The following is a 23,244-nucleotide window of genomic DNA, read 5'->3' as shown; positions in this document are numbered from 1 at the left end:
GAAGACGAGCGCATGGCTTCACCGGCAGGGCATATCAGTTTGTCGGATGGCAAGGTTTCCCGCCTCATCATACGGCTCGCCATTCCCTCGATTGTCGGTTTGTCGCTCAATGCACTTCAGCAGTTCGTGAATGCAATCTTTGTTGGAACGCTCGGCGCGCAGGCTATCGCAGCCGTCAGCATAACTTTGCCCATCATACTCCTACTCACCTCAGTTGGGCAGGGCATTGGCGTCGGCACAGCATCTTTCGTGTCACGCAATCTTGGCGCCGGCAACTCGCTAGAGGCGAGTCGAGGCGCGAGCTCGGCACTCGCTCTCGCGGCTCCGATCGGAGTGGCCCTTACTGTCGCTCTGAGTCTCAGTTTGCGCGATGTTCTCGCTTTGCTCGGCGCCAGTCCGACAATGATGCCAGCCGCGCTCGACTACGCATCGATGCTCGTATTCGGGTACACTCTCATGCTGTTGAACATGGTCAACGGATTCATCGTGAGGGCCGAGGGTAATACACGATATAGCATGTGGACCATGATTACGTCTTTTGCGCTGAATGCCCTGCTTGATCCCATTCTAATGTTTTCGCTGGATCTCGGAATTCGCGGCGCGGCGCTCGCTACACTGTTGTCTCAGATCGCTGCCACCAGCCTATACGCCTTATATTTTGGGAAGCAATGTGGAATTGTCCGTGTCCGACCTTCCTACATCACTTTGAAAGGCGGCCGCGTAAAGCAGATCGCCGCCATTGGAGCTCCCGCAACCGTCACGGGTATTTTGTCTGCTATTGCGTCCTTGCTCTTGAACAGGGCTGCCGCACCATTCGGCGACCATTCCGTTGCCGCTGTGGGTATAGCCGTACGATTGTTAACAATCGGGGCACTCCCGATAATGGGCCTATGCATAGGCTCCCAGTCGGTTCTCGGTTTCAGCTGGGGAGCACAGGATTTCGCTCGGGTACAGAAGGCCGCGAAGTTCATGCTATCCGTAGCCGTTGCATTTTCAGCAACCTTTTCTGCCGTGGTCGTGATTTTTGCCCGGCCAATCGTCCGACTTTTGAGCGATAGCGAGGGCGTGGCTGAAATCGCTGTCTCGACCTGCATCATGTTCCATCTCTTTTTCGGACTCTTTGGTGTTCAGTACGTTGTAATAACCATGCTTCAGTCGTTCGGGAGAGCACGTCTGAGCGCGGTCGTTTCCTTCGCGAGGCAAGGATATCTCTTCGTACCAGCCATACTACTGTTGCCGGATATTTGGGGCTTCGACGGAGTATTGATCAGCCAGGCAGCTGCTGAGCTGGTGGCAGGGCTGCTGGCTGTATTTGTAATACTCAGGCAGTTCGGCGATCTCAAAGGTAGACTCCCTTCCCGGCCAACGAGCGGTGAAGGCTGAGAGCTGATGTTAATGTGGCGATCATTTCGGACCTGCTGGGGATGTAGATGACCAGCCGGATCCAATGAGGAGGTCACGCCTATCTTAGCCGCTAATGCTGAACCCGGTTCAATGGCATCGGCAGGGATGCGCCGTAGGCCGCAAGCGCGATTTGGCGTGAGGTCCCCCAACAGTACTTTGTGCTAGAGCGCGAGGAAGTCTCAGGTGATAGCAACGCTGCTTCCATCGAATGTTGCCGTGCAAACTTGTCGAGCAGGTGAAGGCAGCGGAGTCCAAGTGATGGCCGAAGAAGAGAGTGCAATCGCCACCGCAGTCGAAAGCAGAAGGCGTGAATTCTCGATCGGGCGGGCCTGTGCTAGAGCGGCATTGTCCAAGCTTGGCTTTCCTCCGTGCGCGATCCCAAGTGGGCCTCACCGGGAACCGCTTTGGCCGTCTGGCATCGTTGGCAGCATAACTCATTGCGCTGGGTTCTATGCCGCTGCTGTGGCCTTGCAGGAAGACTACGTTGCGCTTGGAATCGATGCAGAAGTCGACGAGGAGCTGCCCTCAGGCGTGTTGTCGCTCATTTCGGGTGACGAGGAGCGATATTGGATTGCCAACGCACCCGGACGCCTCAATTGGGGACGGCTGCTCTTCAGCGCTAAGGAGAGCATCTTCAAGGCGTGGTACCCGCTCACGCGTGAATGGTTGGGCTTCGAGGATGCCGTGGTCACTATCGTTCCGCACGATGGCTCATTTGTTGTTCAGCTTCCGCACACACACGTGCTGGCGAACGATTATCCGCGGAAGCTCCGCGGCCGCTTTCTTGTTGCAAATGGACTAATCCTGACTGCAGTTTTCATTGCGGGGCCGTGATCAAAGGTTGATCATTTTGCGCTGGAACCGGGCGGCAGAGGGCGTTGAGCCCGGATATTAACCTACGGCTTTCGGCGACCTCGCATATGCCGTCATTATGGGCGAATGCGGGTAATGCCTTGCCCTCCACTCGTCATTGTTGCGCTCGCACTAGGTTCTCCACTTGCCTTCGAGAGGTGGAGAGCGCCGGAACGAGGCAACGCGGCTACTGCTCAGCCGTCTAAAAGTCCGGGTGGCGATCCATCGTCGAGTGTGTCATATCGAGCTCGCAAGTTGAAAAACAATGTCGACCGCAGGTCGCTTACACAGGAATGATCGATGAGAGTATTGATTGCGGGGGCAGGAGTAGCTGGACTTTCGGCGGCACGAGCATTGGAAATGAAAGACGTCGAGTGCGAGGTCGTCGAACGGCGAGAACGGCCGCCGATCGAGGGCGCAGGAATCTTCCTTCTGGGAAACGCCGCAACAGCGCTCGGCGACCTGGGGCTGCTCGACGAAGTCAGGTCCGTCGCCTATCCAATAGCTTCTCAACAAATCCTTTCGCCTTCGGGTTCCGTTCTGAACGACGTCAGGACCGCAAGCGTCTGGAAGGATTGCGGACCCTGTCTCGCCCTATCGCGCCAATCCCTGACAGGCATCCTCGAGACGTCGCTGAATCGTGGCACCGTGAACTATGGCTTGGAAGCGGTTTCGACGGTGTCCGGTGGTGATAAGCGCATGGTTCGCTTCTCCGACGGTCGAGAAAGAGAATACGATCTTGTGGTCGGCGCGGCAGGCGTCAATTCGCCGCTACGAAGCGCAGTGTTCGGTCCGAATGCCGCTCGCCAGATCGACATCTCCTGCTGGCGTCTGGTCGTCCGCAACAACGGCGAGATCGATGGCTGGACGGCGATGATCGGGAAGGGCCGCACCCTGCTCGGCATTCCGATCAGTGAAAGGGAAACGTACATATACGCCGACTGTCGCTCGAGCGAATTCGACGACGGCTCCGTCGATGTTCTGAAACGGCTGTTCGGCGACTTCGCCGGGCCGTTGGGCCCGATGGTGGCGGCTCTAGATCCGGACACCGCAGTCCATCGAGCCGTTTTGCAGGAAGTTCCCGCAAGACGGTGGGTAGCGAATCGTTGTGTCCTGATCGGTGACGCAGCGCACGCCTCATCGCCGAGCATGGCCCAGGGCGCCGGCATGGCAATCGAGGACGCGGTCGTTCTTGCAGAGCTTGTCACCAAGGGCGGTCCGATCGAAGGCATCCTTCAACGGTTTCACGAGGCCCGCATTGGCCGGGTCGCATGGGTACAGAAGAAGTCACGCGCACGCGACAACCTCAGAACGGGTTCGAGTACGATACGAAACGCTGTCCTGCTGCTGTTCGGCGACTCGCTGTACCGGCGCACTTACGAACCCCTCACACGCCCGCTCTTGTCCTGACACAGCAAGCCCGCCTAAGGTCAGTCGCTGGAGCAAACCAGGCTCACGACATCTAAAGGACGAGGTCGTGGCAGCGAAGTCGCGATATAACGTTACCGACGCGCCCTGCGCCACCCGGCCGCGCGTGTCGCCTTCTCGGAAGGCTGTTCATGACCGACCGTGAGTGGCGGCTGCCATCTTGATACCGTGTAGCGGCTCTTGCGAGCTAGGGTCGTCCGGCGCGGATTCTCCGGACCGTGACGAAGGGCCATTTACCCAGGATGAATCGCTCATCCCTGCGAGCTATGCGGGAGCCGTTTATGTTTCACCGGCTGTAGCTTTCAGCGGGAATTTTCTTCAACACACTCGTGAGCAATCCCTTCAACTCGGGCTCTTGAACACGAGCGGCGGCGTCAGTCGGCGAAAGCCACTCGAGTTGTCTTTCTCCCTGCTCTGGAAACTTGCTGTGGACCCCGTCCACCTTGAGCAAGTGCGCCGCGACAACCGGAGCAACTTTCCTGCCATTCGCGAGTGTCTTGAGATAGGTGTAATAGCCCCAAGGGCGTTTCTTCGCTTTTCCTGTTATGCCGGCCTCTTCCCACGCCTCCCGCTCGGCAACACGGTGAGGTTTCAGATCCTTGATAGGCCACCCTTTTGGTATCGTCCATCGGCGAGAGGCTCGCGTTGTGATCAGCAGAATCTGAACGCCTCCGTTCTCGCCTAACCGGTGGCAGATCGCCCCGATCTGATCGACCGCGCCATTTTGCATCATGGTGGCGGCCGATGGCGCAAGGCGCGCAAGGTAGCGTTCATTGTTTTTCATTGCGCACCTACCAAGACAGGCGGTTTGACCAAAAAGAGCCACGCGGTCATCGACGCAGACGGCAGACCGAGTAACCTTTGATCGACGGCAGGGTGAGTCCAGGACCATCCAATGGCAGAACCGATGCTGCAAGACATGCGTGAGGACGCGAACCTCTTACTGACCGCGCCTACGACACCAATACCTTCCAAGACTCTTGGCCAAAGAAAAACGGCTTGGGCTGACATTCCGTCAAAACGAACCGCAAGTTCAGGTCCCCCTCAGCAAAATGTGATCGAACGGTTCTTCAACAAACTCAAGCAGTTCCACAGCATCGCGACGAGATATGACAAGGAACCCGCCACTTTCTCGCGGCCATAAGCCTGGCCGCGAGACGCATCTGGATCAGGTCGTTACGATCCCATGCCCCGCCGACAGATACCGGACTAGAAACGGTAAGTGATGCCCCCGCCGATCAGCCATGGATCGAGCTTGGCCTTGCCGCTGACGCCGGTGCCACCGACATTGGCGTCGAAATCTGGTCTCAGGAAGATTTTCTTCGCATCGAAGTTCACGCCCCAGTGGTCGTCGACCATATAGTCGAAGCCAGCCTGTAGGGCGACGCCGAAGGTGTTCTTGACATCAAGGCTACGGGCACTTTTGCCTGACTGGTTGTAGAACAGCGTATAATTGACGCCGGCGCCGACATAGGGCCGAAAGGTGCCGAAATCGGTGAAATGGTATTGAAGGGTCAGGGTTGGCGGCAGCAGCCAAGTCTTGCCGATCTCTCCGAGCGTTGAAATTGAGCCACTGCCGTAAACATTGGCGTAGGTTGTGCCTAGGATGAGCTCGGCGGCGATATTCTCGTTGAAGAAATACGAGATGTCGAATTCTGGTATGACCGTATTCGAAAAGGAAAGATCCGAGCCCGGCACTCCGTCGACGCGGCCGGAGTCGTTGGTGATCACGTTAAGCCCCCGCAAGCGTATCTGCCAAGGGGTCGTGTCTGCCGCTGCAGCAGCGGCGGGCGCCGTAAATTGTGCCGTCGTCAGGTTCGCCGCTTGCGCGGTGCAGGCGGCAACCAATGCTGCGGCGGTGACGCTGGCGTGGACGATGTTGCTGGAGATCATTTTTCCTCCTTCGACCGAGATTCGTGGTTCTCGCCTTTCCTGAGTCCCTCACACCGGTACAGCTAGCGAGGGGGTTTACATCCGCTAACGCGGTGACCACCGCGTTAGCGGAGAGGCAAGCAAGCATCGTGCCGAATGGGAGCATTGTTGCAGATCAATTGGATGGCATTCATAGCGCCTTGTGCTATGTCCGACAGTTGTCGAAGTTCTAACAACGCGTGTAACCGGCAGTGCGTGCGCTTTGTCGTCTCCCGCACCCGTATGAAGCTGGAGCCATCGCCATCAGCGCCACTGTAGCCGCCCCGCAGCTCAATGTGTACGGGCAGCCGGTATACGCTCAGCGTCCGACAGCATGGGCGGAAGCATGCGGCAAAGGCTGGCAAACCCGGATGAACGACGACCTTAGAAAGGCTGCCGGGTTGAAGAAGGCCGGTTAACTACTTCGCCCTCACCTTGAGCCGCACTGTCTAGTCGTACGTCCTGCCGCCCGCCGTCACGACACGGTTGACGAGGCTGTAATTCGTCCCGTCCGTACCGGAGGAGAGCCAGACAGTGGGAGGCGGCCCTTGAAGAATCCGAGTGCCGTCGAGCCGTTCGCAGGATTTCATGCCATTGTTCGCTGGAGAACATGTTAGCCGTCATAGGAGCGGTGGGGTATGCATACATAGGGTCACTTATAAACCCGGACAACCAGGGGAGCTGGTCGGCCAGTATCCCGCCCGAGGTGAAGGACGACGGCTCGTCGGACAGTTGGCTACGACTACTGTGACGCAGACATTACCGAACCTCTCGCCTCGGCCCACACATGTCTTCATTCATCCGTAGGGTGGATCGGCGCCATCCAAGAAATCGATTTTGCGGTTCGTACGGGATGTTGCATTAGGGTACATGCCCAGGGACACGTCGACCTACACGCCGAGCCCCCTCAGAACCGGTGTCAGGACACCTCCCAGACGTGTCCCTGGGTACTGCTTTTCAGGTAAAATCGCCGAGGAGGCGAGCGCGATCAGGCGCAGCTTTCCAGCGCGCTCGCAGGCAATGCGCTCGTGCGGTCGCTGTTTCGGCAAAGATATCCGCGCGGCGTGTCTGCCTCGTGCTGACAATTCGATCGCTCTTCAGCAAAGGACAACGACATGCGCCAAACGTACGTGCAGTCGCCGGACGGCTTGACGCGGGCTGCCGCTCGGCGGCAGCGCGAAGCGGTTCCATCAACGGCGGTGGCGTGCGCTGAGCGCAAGTCTAATGCCCCACAAGAGCGTCAGAGGCGTGGAAGCTCAGGCTCGACACGGAGGCGGTGGACGAAACACGTGGTCAGCTGATCAAGCGCGTCATCGCCGGATCCGCAGTCAATTCCTATTTTTTGGTGGCCACTCCGTCAATCGCTGCCGCACACGACGTTCTGTTTTCCTCCGACAATGGCACTTTCATCGCTTTCGGCGGAATCGGCCTTACTAACATCAAGGCCCAGGAATTTGTCTACAACGGCGCACAGTCGTGCACAAACTCGGGTTGGGGAGCGCAAAGGGCCACAAGTGCAGTCAGCTGAACTGGGAGAGCAAGGGGATCACCCTTTTCACCGCCGGTGCAGACGCGCAGATCGACGACGACCGGAGCGTGAAGGGCAGCGTCAACTTCGGCACCGGTCATATGGTCGACACCGACTGGCTGAGTCCTGGGCACGATGACTGGAGCGATCGCTCAACCCGCCCCAACACCGATCATTATGTCGCCGGAGCAATCGAATTGGATCGGATCATCTACAGCAATGAGACCAGCAGTATCACGATCGGCGCCGGTTTGCGCCACACTGACGTTCAGTGGACAGCCTATGGCGGATCGGGCACCCATTCGAGCGAGGATGGCTTCCGCGATCAGCCCGTTGTATGGGCAGACCGGGAATTAGAAACAGCTATCGGCAAAAGGTTCCGGTTAGCTTCATCGGCCTGAGCGGCCATCAGGCCATCGGCGATCTCAGGATCCGCGGCGGCATTCAGGGCGGCTTGAGCTTGGGTATCAGGGACATCGACGACCACTTCGGCGGCCCGGCGTTATCTGACGATATGGATCCGGCGCCGGCGATCGGCGCCACGGTTGCGGTAAATTCCGCATTGACGCCAGGTGCTTCGCTTTATCTGTCCGGTTCGTTCGAGCGCGTGTTTCACAACCGCGGCAAAATGGAAATACGGGACCTGTTGGACGGAACCCGCCTCCCGTGGACGAAGGATGAGGCGGGGCGAATTTCGAGGCGATCTCGATCTCCTTCGGGCTCAAGGGCTCGTTCTGACTTCCAAAGACGTCAACGCAAACAAGAGGACGAGCACCGGGCCGGATCACGAGCTGGATGCTTCGAACCCATTTGTGGATCATGCTCTAACGAGCAGCCCTGATCAGCGTCTCAGCAAGCCTCGTCTTTCCAGCGATAATCTCTGACCCTTCATAGGAAAGGTGACCGCTGTCTCGGTAAAGGAATTTGCCGTCGATCTCGGTCTTGCATGTGATGTCGTCGCAGAGAAAGTCGTGGTAAGAGACAACCTCTACGTCAGCCTTCGAGGCCACTTGATTCAAGAGCTCAAGAGTGCGCGATCGCATTCGGCGGTAATCGCTGACATGTATCTTACAATCACTGTAGAGCCCGAGCATAACACTCCCTCTTGCCTTTCGCTCAAGGCAATCGGCGATATCGAAACTTGCGACTGGCGGAGGCGCAACAATCACCACTCGCCTGCCCAGGGCGCGAACAGCTTCAACGAGAGACTTGATGCCCTCGGCGGCTCCATCTACCGAAGCTTCAACCTCCGTGAAAGTATCATTACTCCTCTTGAGCAGCATGAAGTCCTTCGATACGGCGGTGGCAAATGGGCTTGAAATGACAACGGTGCTCACCTCGGGGCGATTTTTCAGGATGTCCAGAACACTGTCATTGAAGCGAATACAGTCCTTGCCAAAGGCACGGGGGTAATAAGGAGTAGTTGTTGAGCTCTTCGAGAAGGCAGCAACGCCAATGGCGGGGAGGCATGCGCTCATGGTGAGCTGAGCCAGTCCGGCTTCTCCGACTGTCTTGGCCAAGCCGGGAACCAGTGCCATCGCAAATGAATCGCCCCAGACCAGCAATCGTGGTCTGTCCGTCGTCTGGCAGTCCTTCGGGATACCCTGAGGAGGCGCTCCGGGACTGAAAACACATGCGCTTCCCAGGCCGTAATTGATGCGTCGGATCTCAGAAAACTCGACCATACTTTGGGTTTCGGCAATGGCGACTGAGGGTGCGAAGCCGAGAATAACCGATACGGCGAGCAGGCCTGAGGCCATCTTCCTGCGAGACGTGACGACCCCCTGCCGGAACGGCTCCTCCACGAAACGGTGAAGAGCCAAGCTCGCAACAAAAGAGAAGGCAACTGCCGCATAGATCGCAAGCGCAGGCGGCTCTGCCAGCCAAACAGCCCTCACATAGACGAGCACGGGCCAATGGATCAGATAGAGCGAGTACGAGATGTCCCCAATCCTCGCCATGCCTCGGACTGCCACATTATTCCTGCTGGGTGCAAGCAGGAGGATCAGGGTTGCCCAGCAAACCAAAGCGGCATCGACGCCAGGGTGCTGGGAACCAACAGGGGCAACGGGAATAACAAGGAGAAGCGCGAGCGCCGGGAGGCGCAGTATCGAAACCTTGACAGCCACGCGAGAGCTGGCGGGAAGCAAAGCCCCGAGCGAACCAATGGCCATTTCCCAAAAGCGGGTCGGCAGAAGATAAAATGCAGCGGATGGGTCACGAGAAGCCACGTAAAGACATAGCACGACGCTGGCAATGAGGAGCGAACTAACTCCCGTGAGCCACCATCGCTTGGGAGTCAAAGCCAAGAAGGCGGGAAGCAGCAAATAATACTGTTCTTCGACAGCGAGCGACCAGAAATGCAGGAGGGGCTTCGTTTCGGCGGCTCCGCCGAAATAGTCCGACTGAAACCAGAAAACGATACCGGCGGTAAATGTAAGCGCCCCGAGGACCTGAGTACGAAACTCCCGCAGGCCGACATCTGACAGGAAGAAGGGCGCAGCGATCGTTGTAAGTGCAATGACGACATAGGCAGCCGGCAACAGACGTTTCGCGCGCCGATAATAGAAATCCCAAAAGCTGAAGCGTGATTGCTCAAGCTGCGTCTTGATGAGGCCGGTGATCAGAAAGCCTGAAATCACGAAGAAAATATCAACGCCAAGATAACCCGCTGCGAACGGCTCGACACGGGCATGATAAAGGACAACCAGCAGTACAGCCAAACCACGCAAGGCCTGGATATCACTTCGAAATTCTCTCGGCATGGAAGACCTGATGAAATTCTCGATTTAAGTGGATGAACTGAGGACTGGGGGCACGTTGTCAGCCACAGCTGTCTGCAGGAACGAAGTGGAAAATGGCGCCGTCTGGAATCATTCGCTGGATTGGTTTCGGCGCCCGTTGTCCGTCTCCTCGCCAATGACGAAGAAAGTCGTCGGCAGCAGGTGTTGTGTGCTTGGTTTTCGTCAATTGATGTTCTTCTAATGAAGCATGTCCGGTAATTCGTAAAATCGATTGTTTGGATGACCTGCATCCAGGCGCTGGATCGCTCGCATACCCGGAACACGCGCTGACTATGGCTTTGCTCTTCGAGAAGACGAATGCGATGATCTGATAAAAGCCCAGGAAAAAAGGAAAATGGGCGAAACGATCACAGGTCATGCGACAGGCGATCCTGGATGGTAAGGAGCGCTTTCTGCCAGATCCCGAGACGCTGCCTTTTCTGAAATTCATGTTTCCGGCAATTGGCGCGCGGGTCGAAAAACTTCTTTCCTCGGGCTTGGCGAGCGATCTTGATCGCCATGTAAAACCATACTTCCTCGACAATTGGCTTTATCGTCGGTTTGGGCAGCGGGGTATGTCTCTGGATAGATTTTCGATGCGTTCCAAACAAGCCAGAGCGAAGGTTCTCGCTCGCTTCAGATCGCGCAACACTCCGACCTTGAATGTCAGAAAAATGTGGGCTATTTTCTGACATATGAAAACCACTGCGACCTCAGTACCGGATCAGATCATGACGCGCGCCCGTGCACGCGGGCGTGGTGGGGTTTTCACGCCTAGCGACTTCCTGGATGTGGCTGAACGCGCGGCGGTCGACCAGGCGCTCTCCCGACTGGTCAAGGCTGGAAAGCTTCGGCGCCTAGCGCGAGGCCTGTACGACTTCCCGAAGGTCCATCCGCAACTTGGTCCCCTTTCGCCGACTCCCGACGATGTCGCGCAAGCATTGGCGCGGGAGACTGGATCCCATGTGCAGATCGCGGGTGCGCGTGCAGCGAACGCGCTCGGTCTTTCCACTCAGGTTCCGGCAAAGAGCATCTATCTGACCGATGGCCCCTCCCGCCGTGTCGTACTGGGCAAGCGCGTGGTCGATCTGCGTCACGCCTCGCCCAAGCATCTGATCGCTCCGGGTAGCGCGGCCGGCACAGTCGTACAGGCCCTTCGTCACGTGGGGGCGGTACGTGCCCGCGATGTTGCGCAGATCGCGGCCCGTCGTCTTTCGGTCAGCGACAAGAAGAAGCTCGCATCGACTGCGGTCCAAGCTCCCGCCTGGATGCGGCCGACCCTTGTTTCGATCGCCAATGCAGCGTCGGGTGAGATCGATGGATAAGGTAGCTCTTCTTCCAGCCGGGGATCGGGCAGCCCTCTTTGGCGAAACAGGCGCTGGCCGAGGAGTCGCCAATACGATCATCGAAAAGGACTTCTGGGTCTGCTGGACGTTGAAGCGGCTTTTCGGCCTGCCTGAGAAGGATACCGCCACCCTTGTCTTCAAAGGTGGCACGTCCCTTTCCAAGGCGTTCGGCGCAATCCGTCGCTTTTCCGAAGATATCGATACCTGTCTTTCGATCGAGCGGATCTCGGCTACACGGGCGACCGCGATCCCGAGAAGGAAGGCATCAGCAAGAAGCAGGCGAACAAACTTATTGAAGCCCTGGTGAGCGATGTCGAGAAGCATATTGCGGAGAAGCTGCTTCCGGCTCTTCGATTCGCCATCGTCGAGCAACTCGGCGAGCCGACCAAAGGCGAATGGTCGTTGGAAATCGACGCCAGCGACGCGCAGACGGTGAACTTCCACTATCCGACCGTGCTACCTACCTCCGAATATGAAGGCATGGCCTACATCACCCCACGGGTGAAGCTCGAACTCGGCGCGCGCGGCGATCCATGGCCCACTGAACAGAGGATCATTCGCCCATATGCGGCGGAGGACTATCCCTACTTCTTTGAGGAGCCTGAGAGCACCGTCACCGTCCTCTCCGCCCGCCGCACCTTCTGGGAGAAGGCGACCGCATTGCATGCGGAGGCACATCGCCCCGCCGAGTCTCCGACGCCGCAATATTTTTCGCGACACTACTACGATCTCGCGATGCTCCTCGGCACGGACGAGGGCAAAGCCGCCGCCACCGATTTCGAGCTTCTCGCTCAGGTCGCCAAGCACAAGGCAACCTTCTTTCGTTCCGGCTGGGCCAGTTACGACACCGCCCGTCCAGGCGCGCTACGGCTCTTGCCGGACGAAAGGCGGATCAAGGATCTCCGCGCCGACTACAGGGCAATGGCCCTCATGATGTTCGATGAGAGCCCGCCACCCCTCGACGAAATACTTGAGAAACTCGCGGCTCTCCAAGAAACAATAAACAAATAGCACAAGGCGACCCTGTGGGGAGAAAAGTCCATTAGACTAGCTCGTCACGATCCATTGACCTGCGCCTGTTTGACTGACTTCGTCGACTTCGCTCGAGGGGCGGATACGTGCTGGATTTCTCGGATTCGAGTTTCTCGGAATCACAAGGCGATCGAGTTCCTTGAATACGCCTTGATGTCATGAGCCTGTCGCGCGAGACGCTCCGGACAGGGGCAAATACTTGCCGCGGCGCAATCCGCAGCAACCTGGCCCAGATGCGATCGGAGCGTTCGTCCTCGTAACGCGTTCGCCAGAAGGCTCGATCGGCTGCATCCGGTGCTTCGGACCGCATTCGCTGGAGCAACAATCACTGCCACGACTACCTATCGGCTTGGCATGCCGGTTTACGATCGCTGGGTGCCTGTGGCGAAGACTTAGGTCAAAAAGCAGAGGGAGCTTTTTATCACGCCACAGGACAGCGCCACCGCATGCATCCGCAAGAGGTCCTTCAGCCATTGTGCGGTAACGGCAAGGCATTTTGCCGGATACCGCAGTTCTTGGGTATGTTCACGGGCGGTTCGACTCTAACCCAAGAAATCAGCTGCGCTTCGAAAGGTGAACTGGATCCACGTCGAAAACGCTCTAACGAGCAGCTTTGATCAGCCTCTCTGCAAGTCTCGCCTTTCGAGCGATAATTTCGGAGCCTTCATAGGAAAGATGACCGCTGTCTCGGTAAAGGAATTTGCCGTCGATCTCGGTCTTGCATGTAGTGTCGTCGCAGAGAAAGTCGCGGTAAGAGACAACCTCTACGTCAGCTTTCGAGGCCACTTGGTCCAAGAGCTCGAGGGTGCGGGATCGCATCCGGCGGTAATCGCTGACATATATCTTACAATCACTGTGGCGCCCGAGCATAACACTTCCCCTTGCCTTTCGCTCAAGGCAATCGGCGATATCGAAGCTTGCGACTGGCGGAGGAGCAACAACGACCACTCGCCTGCCCAAGGCGCGAACGGCTTCGACGAGAGCCTTGATACCCTCGGCGGCTCCATCTTCCGAAGTTTCAACCTCCGTGAACGCACCATCACGCCTCTCAAGCAGCATGAAGTCGTTGGATACAGGGGAGTCAAATGGGCTTGAGATGACGACAGTTCGTATCTCCGGCCGACTTTTCAGGATAGCCAAGACACTGTCATTGAAGCGAATGCAATCCTCGCCGAAGGCGCGGGGATAGGGAGACGCTGCCCGCTTGGAGAAGGCGGCAACGCCAATGGCGGGGAGGCATCCGCTCATGGTGAGTTGAGCCAGTCCGGCTTCTCCGACTGTCTTGGCCAAGCCGGGAACCAGTGCCATGGCAAATGAATCGCCCCAAACCAGCAATTTGGGCCTTTTCGTCGTCTGACAGGCCTCCGGGACACCATGAGGAGGTGATCCAGGTGTGAGATCACATGCCCTTCCCAGGCCGTAATTGATCCGCCGGATCTCAGAAAAGTCACTCTTGCTCTGGGTTGCGGCAATGTCGACTGCGGGTGCGAAGCCGAGAAGAACCGATGCGGCAACGAATCCGGGGGCCAGCCGTACATGCGACGTGACCACCCCCCGCCGGAAGGGTTCCTCCACGAAACGGTAAAGAGCCCAGCTCGCAACAACTGAGAAGGCAATTGCCGTATAGATCGCAATCGCAGGAGGCTCTGCCAGCCAAGCAGACCGCACGTAGACGAGCACGGGCCAATGGATCAGATAGAGCGAGTACGAGATGTCCCCGATCCTTGCCATGCCTCGAACCGCCACATTATTGCTGCTGGGTGAAAGCAGGAGGATCAGGGTTGCCAAGCAAACCAACGCGGCATCCATGACCGGGTTCTGAAGCCCAGTAGGGGCAATGGGAACAATGAGGAGAAGCGCTAGCGCCGGGAGGCGCAGTATCGCAACCTTGACAGCCACGCGAGAGCTGGCGGGAAGCAGCGCCCCGAGCGAACCAATAGCCATTTCCCAAAAGCGGGTCGGCAGAAGATAAAATGCAGCGGATGGGTGACGAAAGGCCACATAGAAACATAGCACCGCGCTGGCAACGAGGAGTGAACTAACCCCCGTGAGCCACCATCTTTTGGGGGTCAAGGCCAAGAAGGCAGGGAGCAGCAGGTAACACTGCCCTTCGACAGCGAGCGACCAGAAATGCAGGAGGGGCTTCGTTTCAGCGGCTCCGCCGAAATAGTCCGACTGAAACCAGAGAACAATATTGCCGGTCAATGTGAGCGCTCCGAGGACCTGATTTCGGAACTCCTGCATGCCCATATCTGACAGGAAGAAAGGCGCAGCGATCGTTGTAAGCGCAATGACGACATAGGCAGCCGGCAACAGACGTTTCGCGCGCCGATAATAGAAATCCCAAAAGCTGAAGCGTGATTGCTCAAGCTGCGTCTTGATGAGGCCGGTGATCAGAAAGCCCGAAATCACGAAGAAAATATCGACGCCAAGATACCCGAACGGCTCGATGCGGGCATGATAAAGGACGACCAGCAGGACAGCCAAACCCCGCAAGGCCTGGATATCGGTTCGAAACTCTCGTGACATTAGTGGACCTGTTGAAATTTCGATTCAAGCGGATCAACTGAGGGCTCGCAAAGGGTGGTACTCAGCCAGAGTTGCCCGCAGCAAAGTTCATGCCTTCGGCAGTCGTACGTTGCTTTAGCTTGCCGTTCTTCCGTTTCTTCGCCGGTACAAGAAGTCGCCTTCACGTGGGCGACCACAACGAGGATTTCCGACATGCCGAACAGATGAGGACCGTCGTCGTCGAATGCCAAGTGAATGCTGTGCCGCCTGTGCACTCGTGCCAAGCAACCACGCCGACGTTTTGAAACGGCTCAGACCGCCCAAACGAGCAGCGACATCACTCGAATCGTAGGCGATCGCGCAAAGCTCAGGTCCGGCTGCGGTCCAACTTCGAATTGCCTTCGAATCGTCTTGCGTTGAAGGCCCCTGTCGGCCGGTACGATTACAAAAGAGCTTGGCGACTTCGACATGGTCGGCGAGTTGCTACCTACATTCCCGGTGCAGCTTGCACCGCACCTCAGAGCACATGCAAAGACCTCCGCCTTCTTGATCGTTCCCGAGGCAGGCCGCGATCGAAGCCGCTCCTGATTGGTGCGCATCAGGCGTGGTCGCCAATTATTGCGATGCTCTCAATTGGCCGGCATAATCCTTGCGTCAAGTTCCGGTCCGATCTGTTCTCAAGCCATTCCCGTCCTTCCAGCGCTCGCAGTGGGCTGTCGATGTGATTGATTTCATTTGATTGATGTTCTTCTATGAGGTGTGTCGGCTAATTCGTAAAATCGATTATTTGGATGATCCCCATCCGCGCCACGGATAGGGCGGTCCGGTACGCCTCTTTAAAAGAACACACGGCACGGTAAACGCTCCTCGGATCCTTCGCGATTGCTGGCGCGTATGCGGGTCTGCTCCCATGACCAGTATTGTGGCGAGCGAGCGATCGAGAAGCGGCTTGACTTTGCGCAGCGTCAGTGTGCGCGCACAGTTCGCGGTCCGCGATCAACCTGGCAATGATGTGGGGCGTAGGCCTTTCGACGCCATCGAAAAGAGATTTTGTGACGCGCCGGTCAAGATTAGAACCTCCAACAGCGCACACGCCGCAAAGTCGCGCTCAGCATGAACGCACAGCTTCAGATGCGACCTTCGACCATCCATGACCTGGATGTGTTCAATCCAATCATTCGATTTTGCCGAACTTACGGGATGTTGCATTAGGACCGACCGCACCGAGAGCGGGTGGTTTGAACAGTACCCCCATATACGTTGGCCATGTACCGTTTTCGGGTATGACCCGTTGTAAGTTAAACTGAGGCGAAAACGATTTTGAGACGTCGACTCAAGCCCCGCAGCCGGATCTCCGCAAAGACGAACGCGTGATCCTCGCAAACGGCGCGACCATTCAGTTCGCCGATGTCTAATGCTTGATCGGGCGGCTCGCCCGGAATCCGAACCCGTTGTGCTTATTCGCGGTCGCACGGGGGTATCAAGAAGATCTAACAGCACGAAAGGCAATTGAATGCTTAGTTCCGCTCACTCCGATCCGAAGGATCTCGAAGCAATCGCCCGCAGCGGCGGGACTGTCCGCCGCATAGCGGCCCGAGTTCCTACGTATCTTACGGATGTGCGGGAGAACCCGGCTTGGCTTCCGATGTTCCTATTGGCTCGCATGATGCCGTTCCGCAAAGCGCATTGGCTAACCGCAAGACCCGTTGTGCGGGACAAGAGTGCTACGCCTTCCATTTTTGGCGACCTCCAGGCGGAAGCGATCGCCGAGGAACTTAGAAGAACGGGTATTTTTACGGGCCTGACCCTGCCAGGCCCAATTCAGGAAGCAATTGCACGCTTCGGGCACGAAACGCCTTGCTTCGGCAATTTCGAACGCAAGCTCGAGTTCCTGGCCGGCGATCATGCCGAAGCCGAGCGTCGCTTCGGCCGCACTATTTTGAGTGGCCATCATTATGAGCGGATTATGCAATGCGACGCCGCCGTAGCCGTGCAGCAAGACCCGCTGCTTCTTAATGTGGCAAGGCACTATCTCGGCGGCGAAGCCAGATTGATCACGACGCGGACGTGGTGGAGCTTCCCGACACGAAATGCCTCCGATGCGGATCTCAGCCGTGCTTCCTTCAAGTTCCACTTTGATCTCGATGATTGGCGGATGCTGAAGTTTTTCTTCTATCTGTCCGACGTCGATGCGACTTCCGGCCCTCATGTCTACTTGCGCGGCAGCCACAATCGCAGACGTTTGAAGCATCAACTGACGCTGCTCGTCGGTCATCCTGCCCAGGAAGTGCTGGCTTTCTACGGTGAAGAAAACGCCATCACTTTAACCGGCAAAACGGGCACAGGCTTCGTCGAAGATCCGTTCGGCTTCCACATGGGCACGTTGGCAAAAGAAAAGCCGCGTCTGATGATGGAGGTCGGATTTGGCGTCTCGAAGCCATCAAAGCGCCGATACCACGGTGAGCCAGTCATTCGCTAGTTTCCATCGTGGCGACCGCAATTATGCTGATCCAAGTCTAGGGTTCCAAAAATGGAACCTTAACAGCTATACAAGGCTATGGCTGCTCGGCCATAGTGAATTGCCCGCCAGTTCTACTGGATTGTGAACGAAAAAACCCACTAAGGAAAAGTGCCGGCCAAACACCTCATCAAGGCGGAAGCAACCGTAGAGCGCGATAGGTCACGGGAGGGGTACCGTCGCGAGATAAACATGGAGAAATGCATGCTTATTGCGAACCCTGGACAGAAAAAAGCGGAGCCCAAGGCTGTTGATTTGCATGTCGGCCATCGAATTCGTATGCGGCGTGTTTGGATGTCGATGTCACAGACGACCCTTGCCGAACAAATCGGGGTGACGTTTCAGCAGGTGCAAAAATACGAGAAGGGCATCAACCGAGTCGGAGCGAGTCGCCTGCAACAGATCGCCGACGCGCTGGACGTGCCGCCATCGTATTTCTTCGAAGAAGTGCCTGGCGCCGACACGAACGGCTTCGATCGCCGCGCCGTGCAATCCCAACTTCAACCTGAAATTATCGACTTCGCATCGAGCGACGAGGGCCTCGCACTGATTAAGGCCTTCTCCCGTATCGGGGATGCGAGTGTTCGAAGCTGGGCCATCGGCCTTTTGAAGGCCGTCGCGGATCGGGATGGATGAAGATAAGGCTTCAAAATCTGAGAAGCCAAGGAATCCGCAACATCCAAGATAGCCCCGCGCAACGCCGAAAGGCAGTTTGCAATGGAATCTTCGGAAGGTCGTGATCCGATCAGGCTCCACGGGCTTCGGTGGAACTTGCACGTCCGTAGATCCTGAAGATTGCAAGGCGGAATTCCTTCGGTTGTCTTAGTAGTCGATTGACGGCTGGCCGGCTCCATGAGGTACTTCGGGCTCCTCTGTCCCGTTTCTGAGCCCAAATTCTAATCCTCCTGCTTCATCTGGCGAAAATATACGCGAACAGGGCCGTTATCGGCACAACAACGAAGGCCATAATGGCATCAAGGACCCTGCTTTCGCTAACTCAGGAGGAGCAACTTCTAAATGCCACCTGGTTGGGGGCGGCAGGAGCGCATGCGCTGCCAAGAAGATCCCGCGGAAGCGGTTCCGTCAGCTGCATCCTGGGCAGTGCGCGCAACCCATTCCTTTGAAATCGCAAGAGCGCTCTTCGGCGACAACCGCTCCCGGCGCCCCGAATGTTCGGCGGCAGAACGGTGCGGTCAAAAATGCCAGAAATGCATCGGCTTTTTGATAACTGGGGATACTAATGTTTTCACCTTTGCTCAGCAGCAGCTGTGACCTTGTTCCTGAACGGAGCTTACTGTCGCGGAAGTGCCTTGGTTACCGGATCCCGGCTGCCTGGCATATTTGTGCGAACGCGGGTCAACCGCAACCCTTCAGACGCCATCTGCACCCGGCATATCTTCTCCAAAGCCCCTGAAAACGCATGTCTTTTATCCATGGCGCCAATAGGTTTCATCCAAACAATAAATTTTGCCGATCCGAGGCAATGTTGCATGAAGTCAATCAGACCAGACCGGGGGTGATCGCAGCGGTTTGAGAGTCCCTGGGCGATGTACCCAGGTCGCTAAGCTCAGCGGCCGGATGAATGTGTTTCATGCACAGAAAGGAGCTCGTGATGAAGCTTTCGCCTCCCGCTTCGCCGGCGATCTAGCCGGGACCGACCCGCGGTTTGTCCGGTCACCGCTTTCGGCGAAACCGCGGATGAGAAGCGGTCATCGTTAACTAGCATTCGGCACGTCCTTAGCCAGTAGAGAGGGCCAATGGTGAAAACAGGACAGGCGCAGCCATGCGATGGCAATACTTCTAAAGAAGACAGCCGGCAATGTGCGGCCACTCAAGGTGATCTCACCACAACCGCAACCGATAACTTGCGGCGGGCGCAGCAGTTGTCCGCGGGCCTTCCCGGCAATCCGAGCCTTGCCACAGTCCTCCGGGCAACATCGCTGGACCAGATCCTGGACGAGTGGGCTGCCGAAGAGGGGCAAGGGGAAGATGAGGGTCGGCAAGAGGCGGTGAGACGAATCAGTGCTTGGGTGGATGCCGGCGATCTCAATGCAGCGCTGAACCTGTCATCCCTGCGCCTTAGGACCCTGCCCGCCGCGTTGCCGGCCGGACTCCGGCACTTCAATGCCGACTGTAATGAGTTGACCAACCTGCCGGCCGAGTTCCCGGTCGAGCTTCAGACGCTCAACGCCAAGTACAACCAGTTGGCCAGCCTACCCGACCCCCTCCCGGCCGGACTCCAGACCCTCGAGGTCAGCTACAACCGGCTGACCAGCCTGCCCGATGTCCTACCGACTACGCTTCGGTGGCTCGACGCAGGCGAAAACCAGTTAACCAGCCTTCCAGACAATCTCCCGTCCGGGCTTCAGACACTCAACGTCGACGGCAATCAACTGACTAGCGTTCCCCTCAACCTCCCGGCCCTGCTCCAGACTCTCAACGCCGACGGCAATCGGTTGACAAGCCTTCCCGACAATTTCCCGGCCGGGCTCGAGACGCTCAATGCCAGCGGCAATCAACTCACCGACCTTCCCGGCGATCTCCCGGCCGGACTGCGGACGCTCGGCGCCGCCGGCAACCAGCTGACCGGTCTGCCAACCAACCTTCCGGCCGGGCTGCGGAGGCTTAACGCCAGGTGCAACCTGTTGATCAGCCTGCCCGATAAATTGCTGGCACAGCTAGGCTCCGGGTGCATGGTTTTCCTGGAATCTAATCCGCTGCCCAAGCGGGTGCGAACGAACCTGGCGGCAGCCATGAATGCAGCAGACTATAGAGGCCCGCGGGTCTTTCTTTAGGGGAACCGAATACCGAGGTAGATCCGACGTGTAGTTGCCCGATGTAGTGATGTAGTGGCGGACTGCTCGGCCGGCGGCCCCGGAAATGGCGGCAAGAGCCGGTCGCCTGGGAGCGTGCGCGCTTAATCGGCGTGAACGCTGGCAAAGGACGAGTTTGGGCAAAGGATGGCAGAGGACTGGCCGCGCCCGTCAGTTCCCAGTAGATCGCCACAAGGCGATCATCCAGGCATGCCTGCATCTCGGCTTCAACTGGCTGGCTCAGTGCGGATATTTGGTAAAGCATCAGCATACTGTGGCCGTTTGGCCTGGAGGACGTGAAGTGCACCGTTCGGGCGGATCATCGCTGGCACTCACGTATCAACGGACATTGAAGGTCGGAAACCATACGCTGTCGCACTCCGGCGTATCGAGAACAGCCGATAAGTTGAGTTGAGGTTGGGGTATGTCCCCGACTTCACAATCACCGATTTAAGATCATTCACAGCTACGAATCGCTCGAGAAGGTCGTCACGGGCATTAGTGCCGAACCCTAGAAGGATTTTGCCTCTTTCCGTAAGAAAGTCTCGGCCTTCCGACAGAAATCTCTCGAGCAGGCTGTAGCCGGGATCAAATGCTCCACGCTCGACGTCATTTATAAACTCGAAGTTTTCCGGAGCGAAGTTCCAAGGGTGGTTCCAAAATATAACGTCGAACTTCCTCCCAGGAGGAATGTTACTGAAGATATCGCTTTCGATGACCCCAACGTTCTTAATGCCGTTTCTTGCGGCATTCTCCAACGTGTTCGCGACAGCCTTCGGATTGATATCGCAGGCTAGCAACGACAGCGCACCAGTCTTTGCCAACAAGAGGCCCGGGAGACCGAAACCGCAGCCGATTTCCAAAATGGTCTTTGCATTGAATGGAGGGAAGTTCTCGCTAAACCAACGCCAACTTTGGAAATCTTCAGGAGGAAAAACGCCTTCTCGTACGATCAAATCGAGCCCGAACTCCCGCATCTTCCGCGGGAAAGTTCTCTGTTGACTAGTCCTGAGCACTGTCCTGATTCTATCGAGCTCACTCATACGTTCTCTCCGAAGACGATCGGTAATGCTGTTGAGTGTTCAACAGTTTTCTGGCGCTCCTGCAGTTGAAGAGTACTTGTTGGAAAGATATGCAGCGGGCCCTGCCGAGGGTCTTCGTATGTCGGCAAAACATCGCACACATCAAATCCCCATCTGCTTCCAGATTAGGCCATTGCGAATGCTTGCCTCGCTTGTCCAAATGACTGTGGCAACCAAGATTTACTACACACTCTAGTAAGCACTTGTATCTTCCTGATACAATTGAACTATGTTCCGACCAACGCGAGAAATTCGCGAATGATGCCATTCCGGACCTTCCGGGAAGTCGTGGGTGTCGTCATCGAGCTGCTCCGCTCCTGAGGGAAGTCAGTGCCTACAAGCAAGCGCTGTGCCCAACCGGAGAAGTCTCCGTGGAAGCTATCACCGGATTGAATACGCCCCTTCGGGCGCACGCGTAATACAGGGTATTCCCTGTTGCCAGTTGCAGGCGCAGCGATTGAAGTTGTCATCGGTGACGTTGTCGTGTGTGCCGGCACTGACGTCGACGAGGCGCACTTGGCTTCATCTGGCCAGCAATCTAATGCTGTAAGCTATCCAACGCGACTGCGGTGCATAGCGGCTGAGCAGTTCCACAGCGACAAGGGCGTCAATGAGGGGTCTCGGGAAGACGCCTCGCCTCCAAGCAGGAGGCTTGTCTGCTCGAAAGGACTGTAAACTGGCCTCTCCTATCGGCGGCACGTGGTGTGCTCGCTATGCGCCAGATACCATCAGCGGGATGCTCAAGGCGGTATCCGTGTGATCGAGGATTTCGAAAGTGTATTTCCCATCCGGACCCACAGTAACTGAATAGCTCAACCGGTCGCGTATATGATTGTTCTCATCGAACGTGAGGACCTTCGGCTTCAACGAGGTGATCTGGCGTTCGTCGAGATAGACGGAGTTGCAAATGATGATCTGGTCACCGGGCTGACAGGTACGTGCCGCGGCTCCGTTAAGAATGCAGCACCTTGAGCCGCGTTCGCCAAGGATAACGTAAGTGGAGATCCGTGCGCCGGAATTCTTGTTCCAGATTTCAACGAACTCCATGGGCAGAATGCCAGCTTCCTCGCAATGATCCGGATCCAACGTAATCGATCCATGATAGTTGAGATTTGACTCGGTCACATGGATGCCATGCAATTTGCCTGCGACCAGCTTTCTCAATTACTTCACCATCACTTCCGTCGTCGCTCTAATGGACAAAGTTTGGAGTCGAGGGTTCCTCGCCGCAGTCCAGGTTGGCTCGCATTGCTTGTCCAGCCATGGCGGCAATCTTACGGTGGACCTTGCTTATGCGGCATCAAACCGCTCAAGCATCCTCTTGAGCTGCGAGTTCTGTGCACGAAGCTGTTCAGCCAAAAGCCCCTTGAGACGCCTGTTTTCTACGTCAAGGGCCGCGAGTTCCTCGAAAGAAATCAGATGATTTGCGGTGTTGTACTGCGTGCTTCGATCGCTGTATGCAGGCACCGAAGTCGGGGTGATTGCGTTCATATGTGCCTTGCGCGTTCGAGAAGTGCCACGTGATGCTCTTCGCGGCTGCGATGCCGGCTGGCTTTCCTGCGCTTGCGCAACAGTTTCGGCTGCCGGACCTTCCGCCTCGGGCTGATTGGGGGCTTCGACTCCTGCTTCCGCGACCGCCGACATTGCTGGTGGGACGACTTCGATGTTGTCTGCGCCCTCGTTGGCAGAGCCTGTATTTAACGGCTCACCCGGCGTGATGTCAGTGTCAGGCGTGACGGGTGCTTCGGTTGAATTGAACAGGTGCGACGCCTCATCTTCTACTGCGCGGGACAACGCCTTGAGGTCTGTATCGCCCCAAATTGAGTTCGTCTTCGCCTTTGGTTGTCGGCGCGCCGACTTGATTTCAACAACGAAGTTCCGTTGTGGCACTTTCATATACCTGAACCCTAGTAATCCCTGAAACAACACCAATCGGCGCCACTGCGCTCGCCGGCGGACCCATATATCTCCTTACCGCACGCTTCAACTAACAAGCGCGCGAGCGCGTCGACTTGTCTCTCGCGACACCTGATAGTCGG

The 23,244-nt window shown here is 57.0% G+C and carries 20 protein-coding genes and 2 pseudogenes; 12 read left to right on the top strand and 10 right to left on the bottom strand.

The genetic code is table 11. The annotated features are described in order from the left end of the window. Positions 1-12 precede the first annotated feature (12 nt). The 3 genes from RB548_RS23720 to RB548_RS23710 all read left to right on the top strand — a co-directional run bounded on the left by RB548_RS23720 (position 13) and on the right by RB548_RS23710 (position 3,666). Entirely contained in the window at positions 13-1,383 is a 1,371-nt protein-coding gene (locus RB548_RS23720) for an MATE family efflux transporter (protein WP_331375746.1), read from the top strand. Between the two features lie 279 nt (positions 1,384-1,662). Beyond that, positions 1,663-2,238: a 4'-phosphopantetheinyl transferase family protein gene (locus RB548_RS23715; protein WP_331375745.1), complete on the top strand. Its 576-nt coding sequence runs from the start codon at positions 1,663-1,665 to the stop codon at positions 2,236-2,238. A 318-nt stretch (positions 2,239-2,556) separates the two neighbouring features. Next, positions 2,557-3,666, top strand: coding sequence for an FAD-dependent monooxygenase (locus RB548_RS23710; RefSeq protein ID WP_408642455.1), 1,110 nt, complete (start codon positions 2,557-2,559; stop codon positions 3,664-3,666). A gap of 304 nt (positions 3,667-3,970) precedes the next feature. Here the strand turns inward: RB548_RS23710 and RB548_RS23705 are convergent, their stop codons facing one another. Next, positions 3,971-4,468, bottom strand: coding sequence for an NUDIX hydrolase (locus RB548_RS23705; protein WP_331375743.1), 498 nt, complete (start codon positions 4,466-4,468; stop codon positions 3,971-3,973). Between the two features lie 111 nt (positions 4,469-4,579). Between RB548_RS23705 and RB548_RS23700 the strand changes: the two genes are divergently transcribed. Next, entirely contained in the window at positions 4,580-4,828 is a 249-nt protein-coding gene (locus tag RB548_RS23700; RefSeq protein WP_331375742.1) for a hypothetical protein, read from the top strand. A gap of 65 nt (positions 4,829-4,893) precedes the next feature. Here the strand turns inward: RB548_RS23700 and RB548_RS23695 are convergent, their stop codons facing one another. Next, positions 4,894-5,577 carry an OmpW/AlkL family protein gene (locus RB548_RS23695; RefSeq protein WP_331375741.1) on the bottom strand — a complete coding sequence of 228 codons (684 nt, stop codon included), beginning with the start codon at positions 5,575-5,577 and terminating at the stop codon, positions 4,894-4,896. Between the two features lie 467 nt (positions 5,578-6,044). Next, a complete protein-coding gene (locus RB548_RS32350) occupies positions 6,045-6,185 on the bottom strand; it encodes a phage fiber-tail adaptor protein (RefSeq protein ID WP_456300000.1) in 141 nt (46 codons plus the stop codon). An 886-nt stretch (positions 6,186-7,071) separates the two neighbouring features. On the opposite strand from RB548_RS32350, the gene RB548_RS23690 reads away from it, so the two are divergent. Then, complete coding sequence (locus RB548_RS23690; RefSeq protein ID WP_331375740.1) at positions 7,072-7,524, top strand: omptin family outer membrane protease; 453 nt, start codon at positions 7,072-7,074, stop codon at positions 7,522-7,524. Beyond that, complete coding sequence (locus tag RB548_RS23685) at positions 7,461-7,964, top strand: omptin family outer membrane protease (protein WP_331375739.1); 504 nt, start codon at positions 7,461-7,463, stop codon at positions 7,962-7,964. Before RB548_RS23690 ends, RB548_RS23685 begins: the two co-directional genes overlap by 64 nt. Here the strand turns inward: RB548_RS23685 and RB548_RS23680 are convergent. Beyond that, positions 7,948-9,888, bottom strand: a complete 1,941-nt coding sequence (locus tag RB548_RS23680; RefSeq protein WP_331375738.1) for an acyltransferase family protein — start codon at positions 9,886-9,888, stop codon at positions 7,948-7,950. The two genes, RB548_RS23685 and RB548_RS23680, sit on opposite strands and share 17 nt — an antisense overlap. Positions 9,889-9,946: 58 nt before the next feature. Then, positions 9,947-10,285 (bottom strand): hypothetical protein, encoded by a 339-nt coding sequence (locus RB548_RS23675; protein ID WP_331375737.1) that lies wholly within the window; start codon positions 10,283-10,285, stop codon positions 9,947-9,949. Here RB548_RS23675 and RB548_RS23670 point away from each other — a divergent pair. The 3 genes and pseudogenes from RB548_RS23670 to RB548_RS23660 all read left to right on the top strand — a co-directional run bounded on the left by RB548_RS23670 (position 10,284) and on the right by RB548_RS23660 (position 12,263). Beyond that, on the top strand, positions 10,284-10,598 hold the full coding sequence (locus tag RB548_RS23670) for a hypothetical protein (protein ID WP_331375736.1): 315 nt from the start codon (positions 10,284-10,286) through the stop codon (positions 10,596-10,598). The genes RB548_RS23675 and RB548_RS23670 overlap by 2 nt on opposite strands. A gap of 39 nt (positions 10,599-10,637) precedes the next feature. Then, a complete protein-coding gene (locus RB548_RS23665) occupies positions 10,638-11,231 on the top strand; it encodes a DUF6088 family protein (RefSeq protein ID WP_331375735.1) in 594 nt (197 codons plus the stop codon). Then, positions 11,224-12,263, top strand: a pseudogene (locus RB548_RS23660) (nucleotidyl transferase AbiEii/AbiGii toxin family protein). The gene RB548_RS23665 and the pseudogene RB548_RS23660 overlap by 8 nt, the downstream one beginning before the upstream one ends. Before the next feature lie 621 nt (positions 12,264-12,884). Here RB548_RS23660 and RB548_RS23655 read toward each other — a convergent pair. Continuing rightward, positions 12,885-14,771 (bottom strand): acyltransferase family protein, encoded by a 1,887-nt coding sequence (locus RB548_RS23655; protein WP_331375734.1) that lies wholly within the window; start codon positions 14,769-14,771, stop codon positions 12,885-12,887. Positions 14,772-14,927: 156 nt separating this feature from the next. Next, positions 14,928-15,212 (bottom strand): annotated as a pseudogene (locus RB548_RS32250) (hypothetical protein); the annotation flags it as partial. 1,093 nt (positions 15,213-16,305) lie between these two features. On the opposite strand from RB548_RS32250, the gene RB548_RS23650 reads away from it, so the two are divergent. The 3 genes from RB548_RS23650 to RB548_RS23640 all read left to right on the top strand — a co-directional run bounded on the left by RB548_RS23650 (position 16,306) and on the right by RB548_RS23640 (position 20,105). After that, positions 16,306-17,271: a phytanoyl-CoA dioxygenase family protein gene (locus tag RB548_RS23650; RefSeq protein WP_331375733.1), complete on the top strand. Its 966-nt coding sequence runs from the start codon at positions 16,306-16,308 to the stop codon at positions 17,269-17,271. 243 nt (positions 17,272-17,514) lie between these two features. Further along, a complete protein-coding gene (locus RB548_RS23645) occupies positions 17,515-17,946 on the top strand; it encodes a helix-turn-helix domain-containing protein (protein WP_331375732.1) in 432 nt (143 codons plus the stop codon). A gap of 1,121 nt (positions 17,947-19,067) precedes the next feature. Then, positions 19,068-20,105, top strand: a complete 1,038-nt coding sequence (locus tag RB548_RS23640) for a leucine-rich repeat domain-containing protein (protein ID WP_331375731.1) — start codon at positions 19,068-19,070, stop codon at positions 20,103-20,105. Positions 20,106-20,455: 350 nt separating this feature from the next. Here RB548_RS23640 and RB548_RS23635 read toward each other — a convergent pair whose 3' ends face one another. The 3 genes from RB548_RS23635 to RB548_RS23625 form a co-directional block, all read right to left on the bottom strand. Continuing rightward, positions 20,456-21,166 carry a class I SAM-dependent methyltransferase gene (locus RB548_RS23635; protein ID WP_331375730.1) on the bottom strand — a complete coding sequence of 237 codons (711 nt, stop codon included), beginning with the start codon at positions 21,164-21,166 and terminating at the stop codon, positions 20,456-20,458. 750 nt (positions 21,167-21,916) lie between these two features. Then, a complete protein-coding gene (panD, locus tag RB548_RS23630) occupies positions 21,917-22,369 on the bottom strand; it encodes an aspartate 1-decarboxylase (RefSeq protein WP_331375729.1) in 453 nt (150 codons plus the stop codon). Positions 22,370-22,495: 126 nt separating this feature from the next. Then, complete coding sequence (locus RB548_RS23625; protein WP_331375728.1) at positions 22,496-23,101, bottom strand: hypothetical protein; 606 nt, start codon at positions 23,099-23,101, stop codon at positions 22,496-22,498. Positions 23,102-23,244: the final 143 nt, after the last annotated feature.

This window comes from Sinorhizobium chiapasense (genome assembly GCF_036488675.1).
GTDB lineage: Bacteria > Pseudomonadota > Alphaproteobacteria > Rhizobiales > Rhizobiaceae > Sinorhizobium > Sinorhizobium chiapasense.
The sequence above is the reverse complement of the archived record's forward strand: the minus strand, read 5'-3'. Positions and strand labels throughout refer to the sequence as shown.

Coding starts and splice junctions, on each gene's coding strand:
- RB548_RS23720 (WP_331375746.1), top strand. CDS start 13: ATGGCTTCACCGGCAGGGCATATCAGTTTGTCGGATGGCAAGGTTTCC.
- RB548_RS23715 (WP_331375745.1), top strand. CDS start 1,663: ATGGCCGAAGAAGAGAGTGCAATCGCCACCGCAGTCGAAAGCAGAAGG.
- RB548_RS23710 (WP_408642455.1), top strand. CDS start 2,557: ATGAGAGTATTGATTGCGGGGGCAGGAGTAGCTGGACTTTCGGCGGCA.
- RB548_RS23705 (WP_331375743.1), bottom strand. CDS start 4,468: ATGAAAAACAATGAACGCTACCTTGCGCGCCTTGCGCCATCGGCCGCC.
- RB548_RS23700 (WP_331375742.1), top strand. CDS start 4,580: ATGGCAGAACCGATGCTGCAAGACATGCGTGAGGACGCGAACCTCTTA.
- RB548_RS23695 (WP_331375741.1), bottom strand. CDS start 5,577: ATGATCTCCAGCAACATCGTCCACGCCAGCGTCACCGCCGCAGCATTG.
- RB548_RS32350 (WP_456300000.1), bottom strand. CDS start 6,185: ATGAAATCCTGCGAACGGCTCGACGGCACTCGGATTCTTCAAGGGCCG.
- RB548_RS23685 (WP_331375739.1), top strand. CDS start 7,461: ATGGGCAGACCGGGAATTAGAAACAGCTATCGGCAAAAGGTTCCGGTT.
- RB548_RS23680 (WP_331375738.1), bottom strand. CDS start 9,888: ATGCCGAGAGAATTTCGAAGTGATATCCAGGCCTTGCGTGGTTTGGCT.
- RB548_RS23670 (WP_331375736.1), top strand. CDS start 10,284: ATGCGACAGGCGATCCTGGATGGTAAGGAGCGCTTTCTGCCAGATCCC.
- RB548_RS23675 (WP_331375737.1), bottom strand. CDS start 10,285: ATGACCTGTGATCGTTTCGCCCATTTTCCTTTTTTCCTGGGCTTTTAT.
- RB548_RS23665 (WP_331375735.1), top strand. CDS start 10,638: ATGACGCGCGCCCGTGCACGCGGGCGTGGTGGGGTTTTCACGCCTAGC.
- RB548_RS23650 (WP_331375733.1), top strand. CDS start 16,306: ATGCTTAGTTCCGCTCACTCCGATCCGAAGGATCTCGAAGCAATCGCC.
- RB548_RS23645 (WP_331375732.1), top strand. CDS start 17,515: ATGCTTATTGCGAACCCTGGACAGAAAAAAGCGGAGCCCAAGGCTGTT.
- RB548_RS23640 (WP_331375731.1), top strand. CDS start 19,068: ATGGTGAAAACAGGACAGGCGCAGCCATGCGATGGCAATACTTCTAAA.
- RB548_RS23635 (WP_331375730.1), bottom strand. CDS start 21,166: ATGAGTGAGCTCGATAGAATCAGGACAGTGCTCAGGACTAGTCAACAG.
- RB548_RS23625 (WP_331375728.1), bottom strand. CDS start 23,101: ATGAAAGTGCCACAACGGAACTTCGTTGTTGAAATCAAGTCGGCGCGC.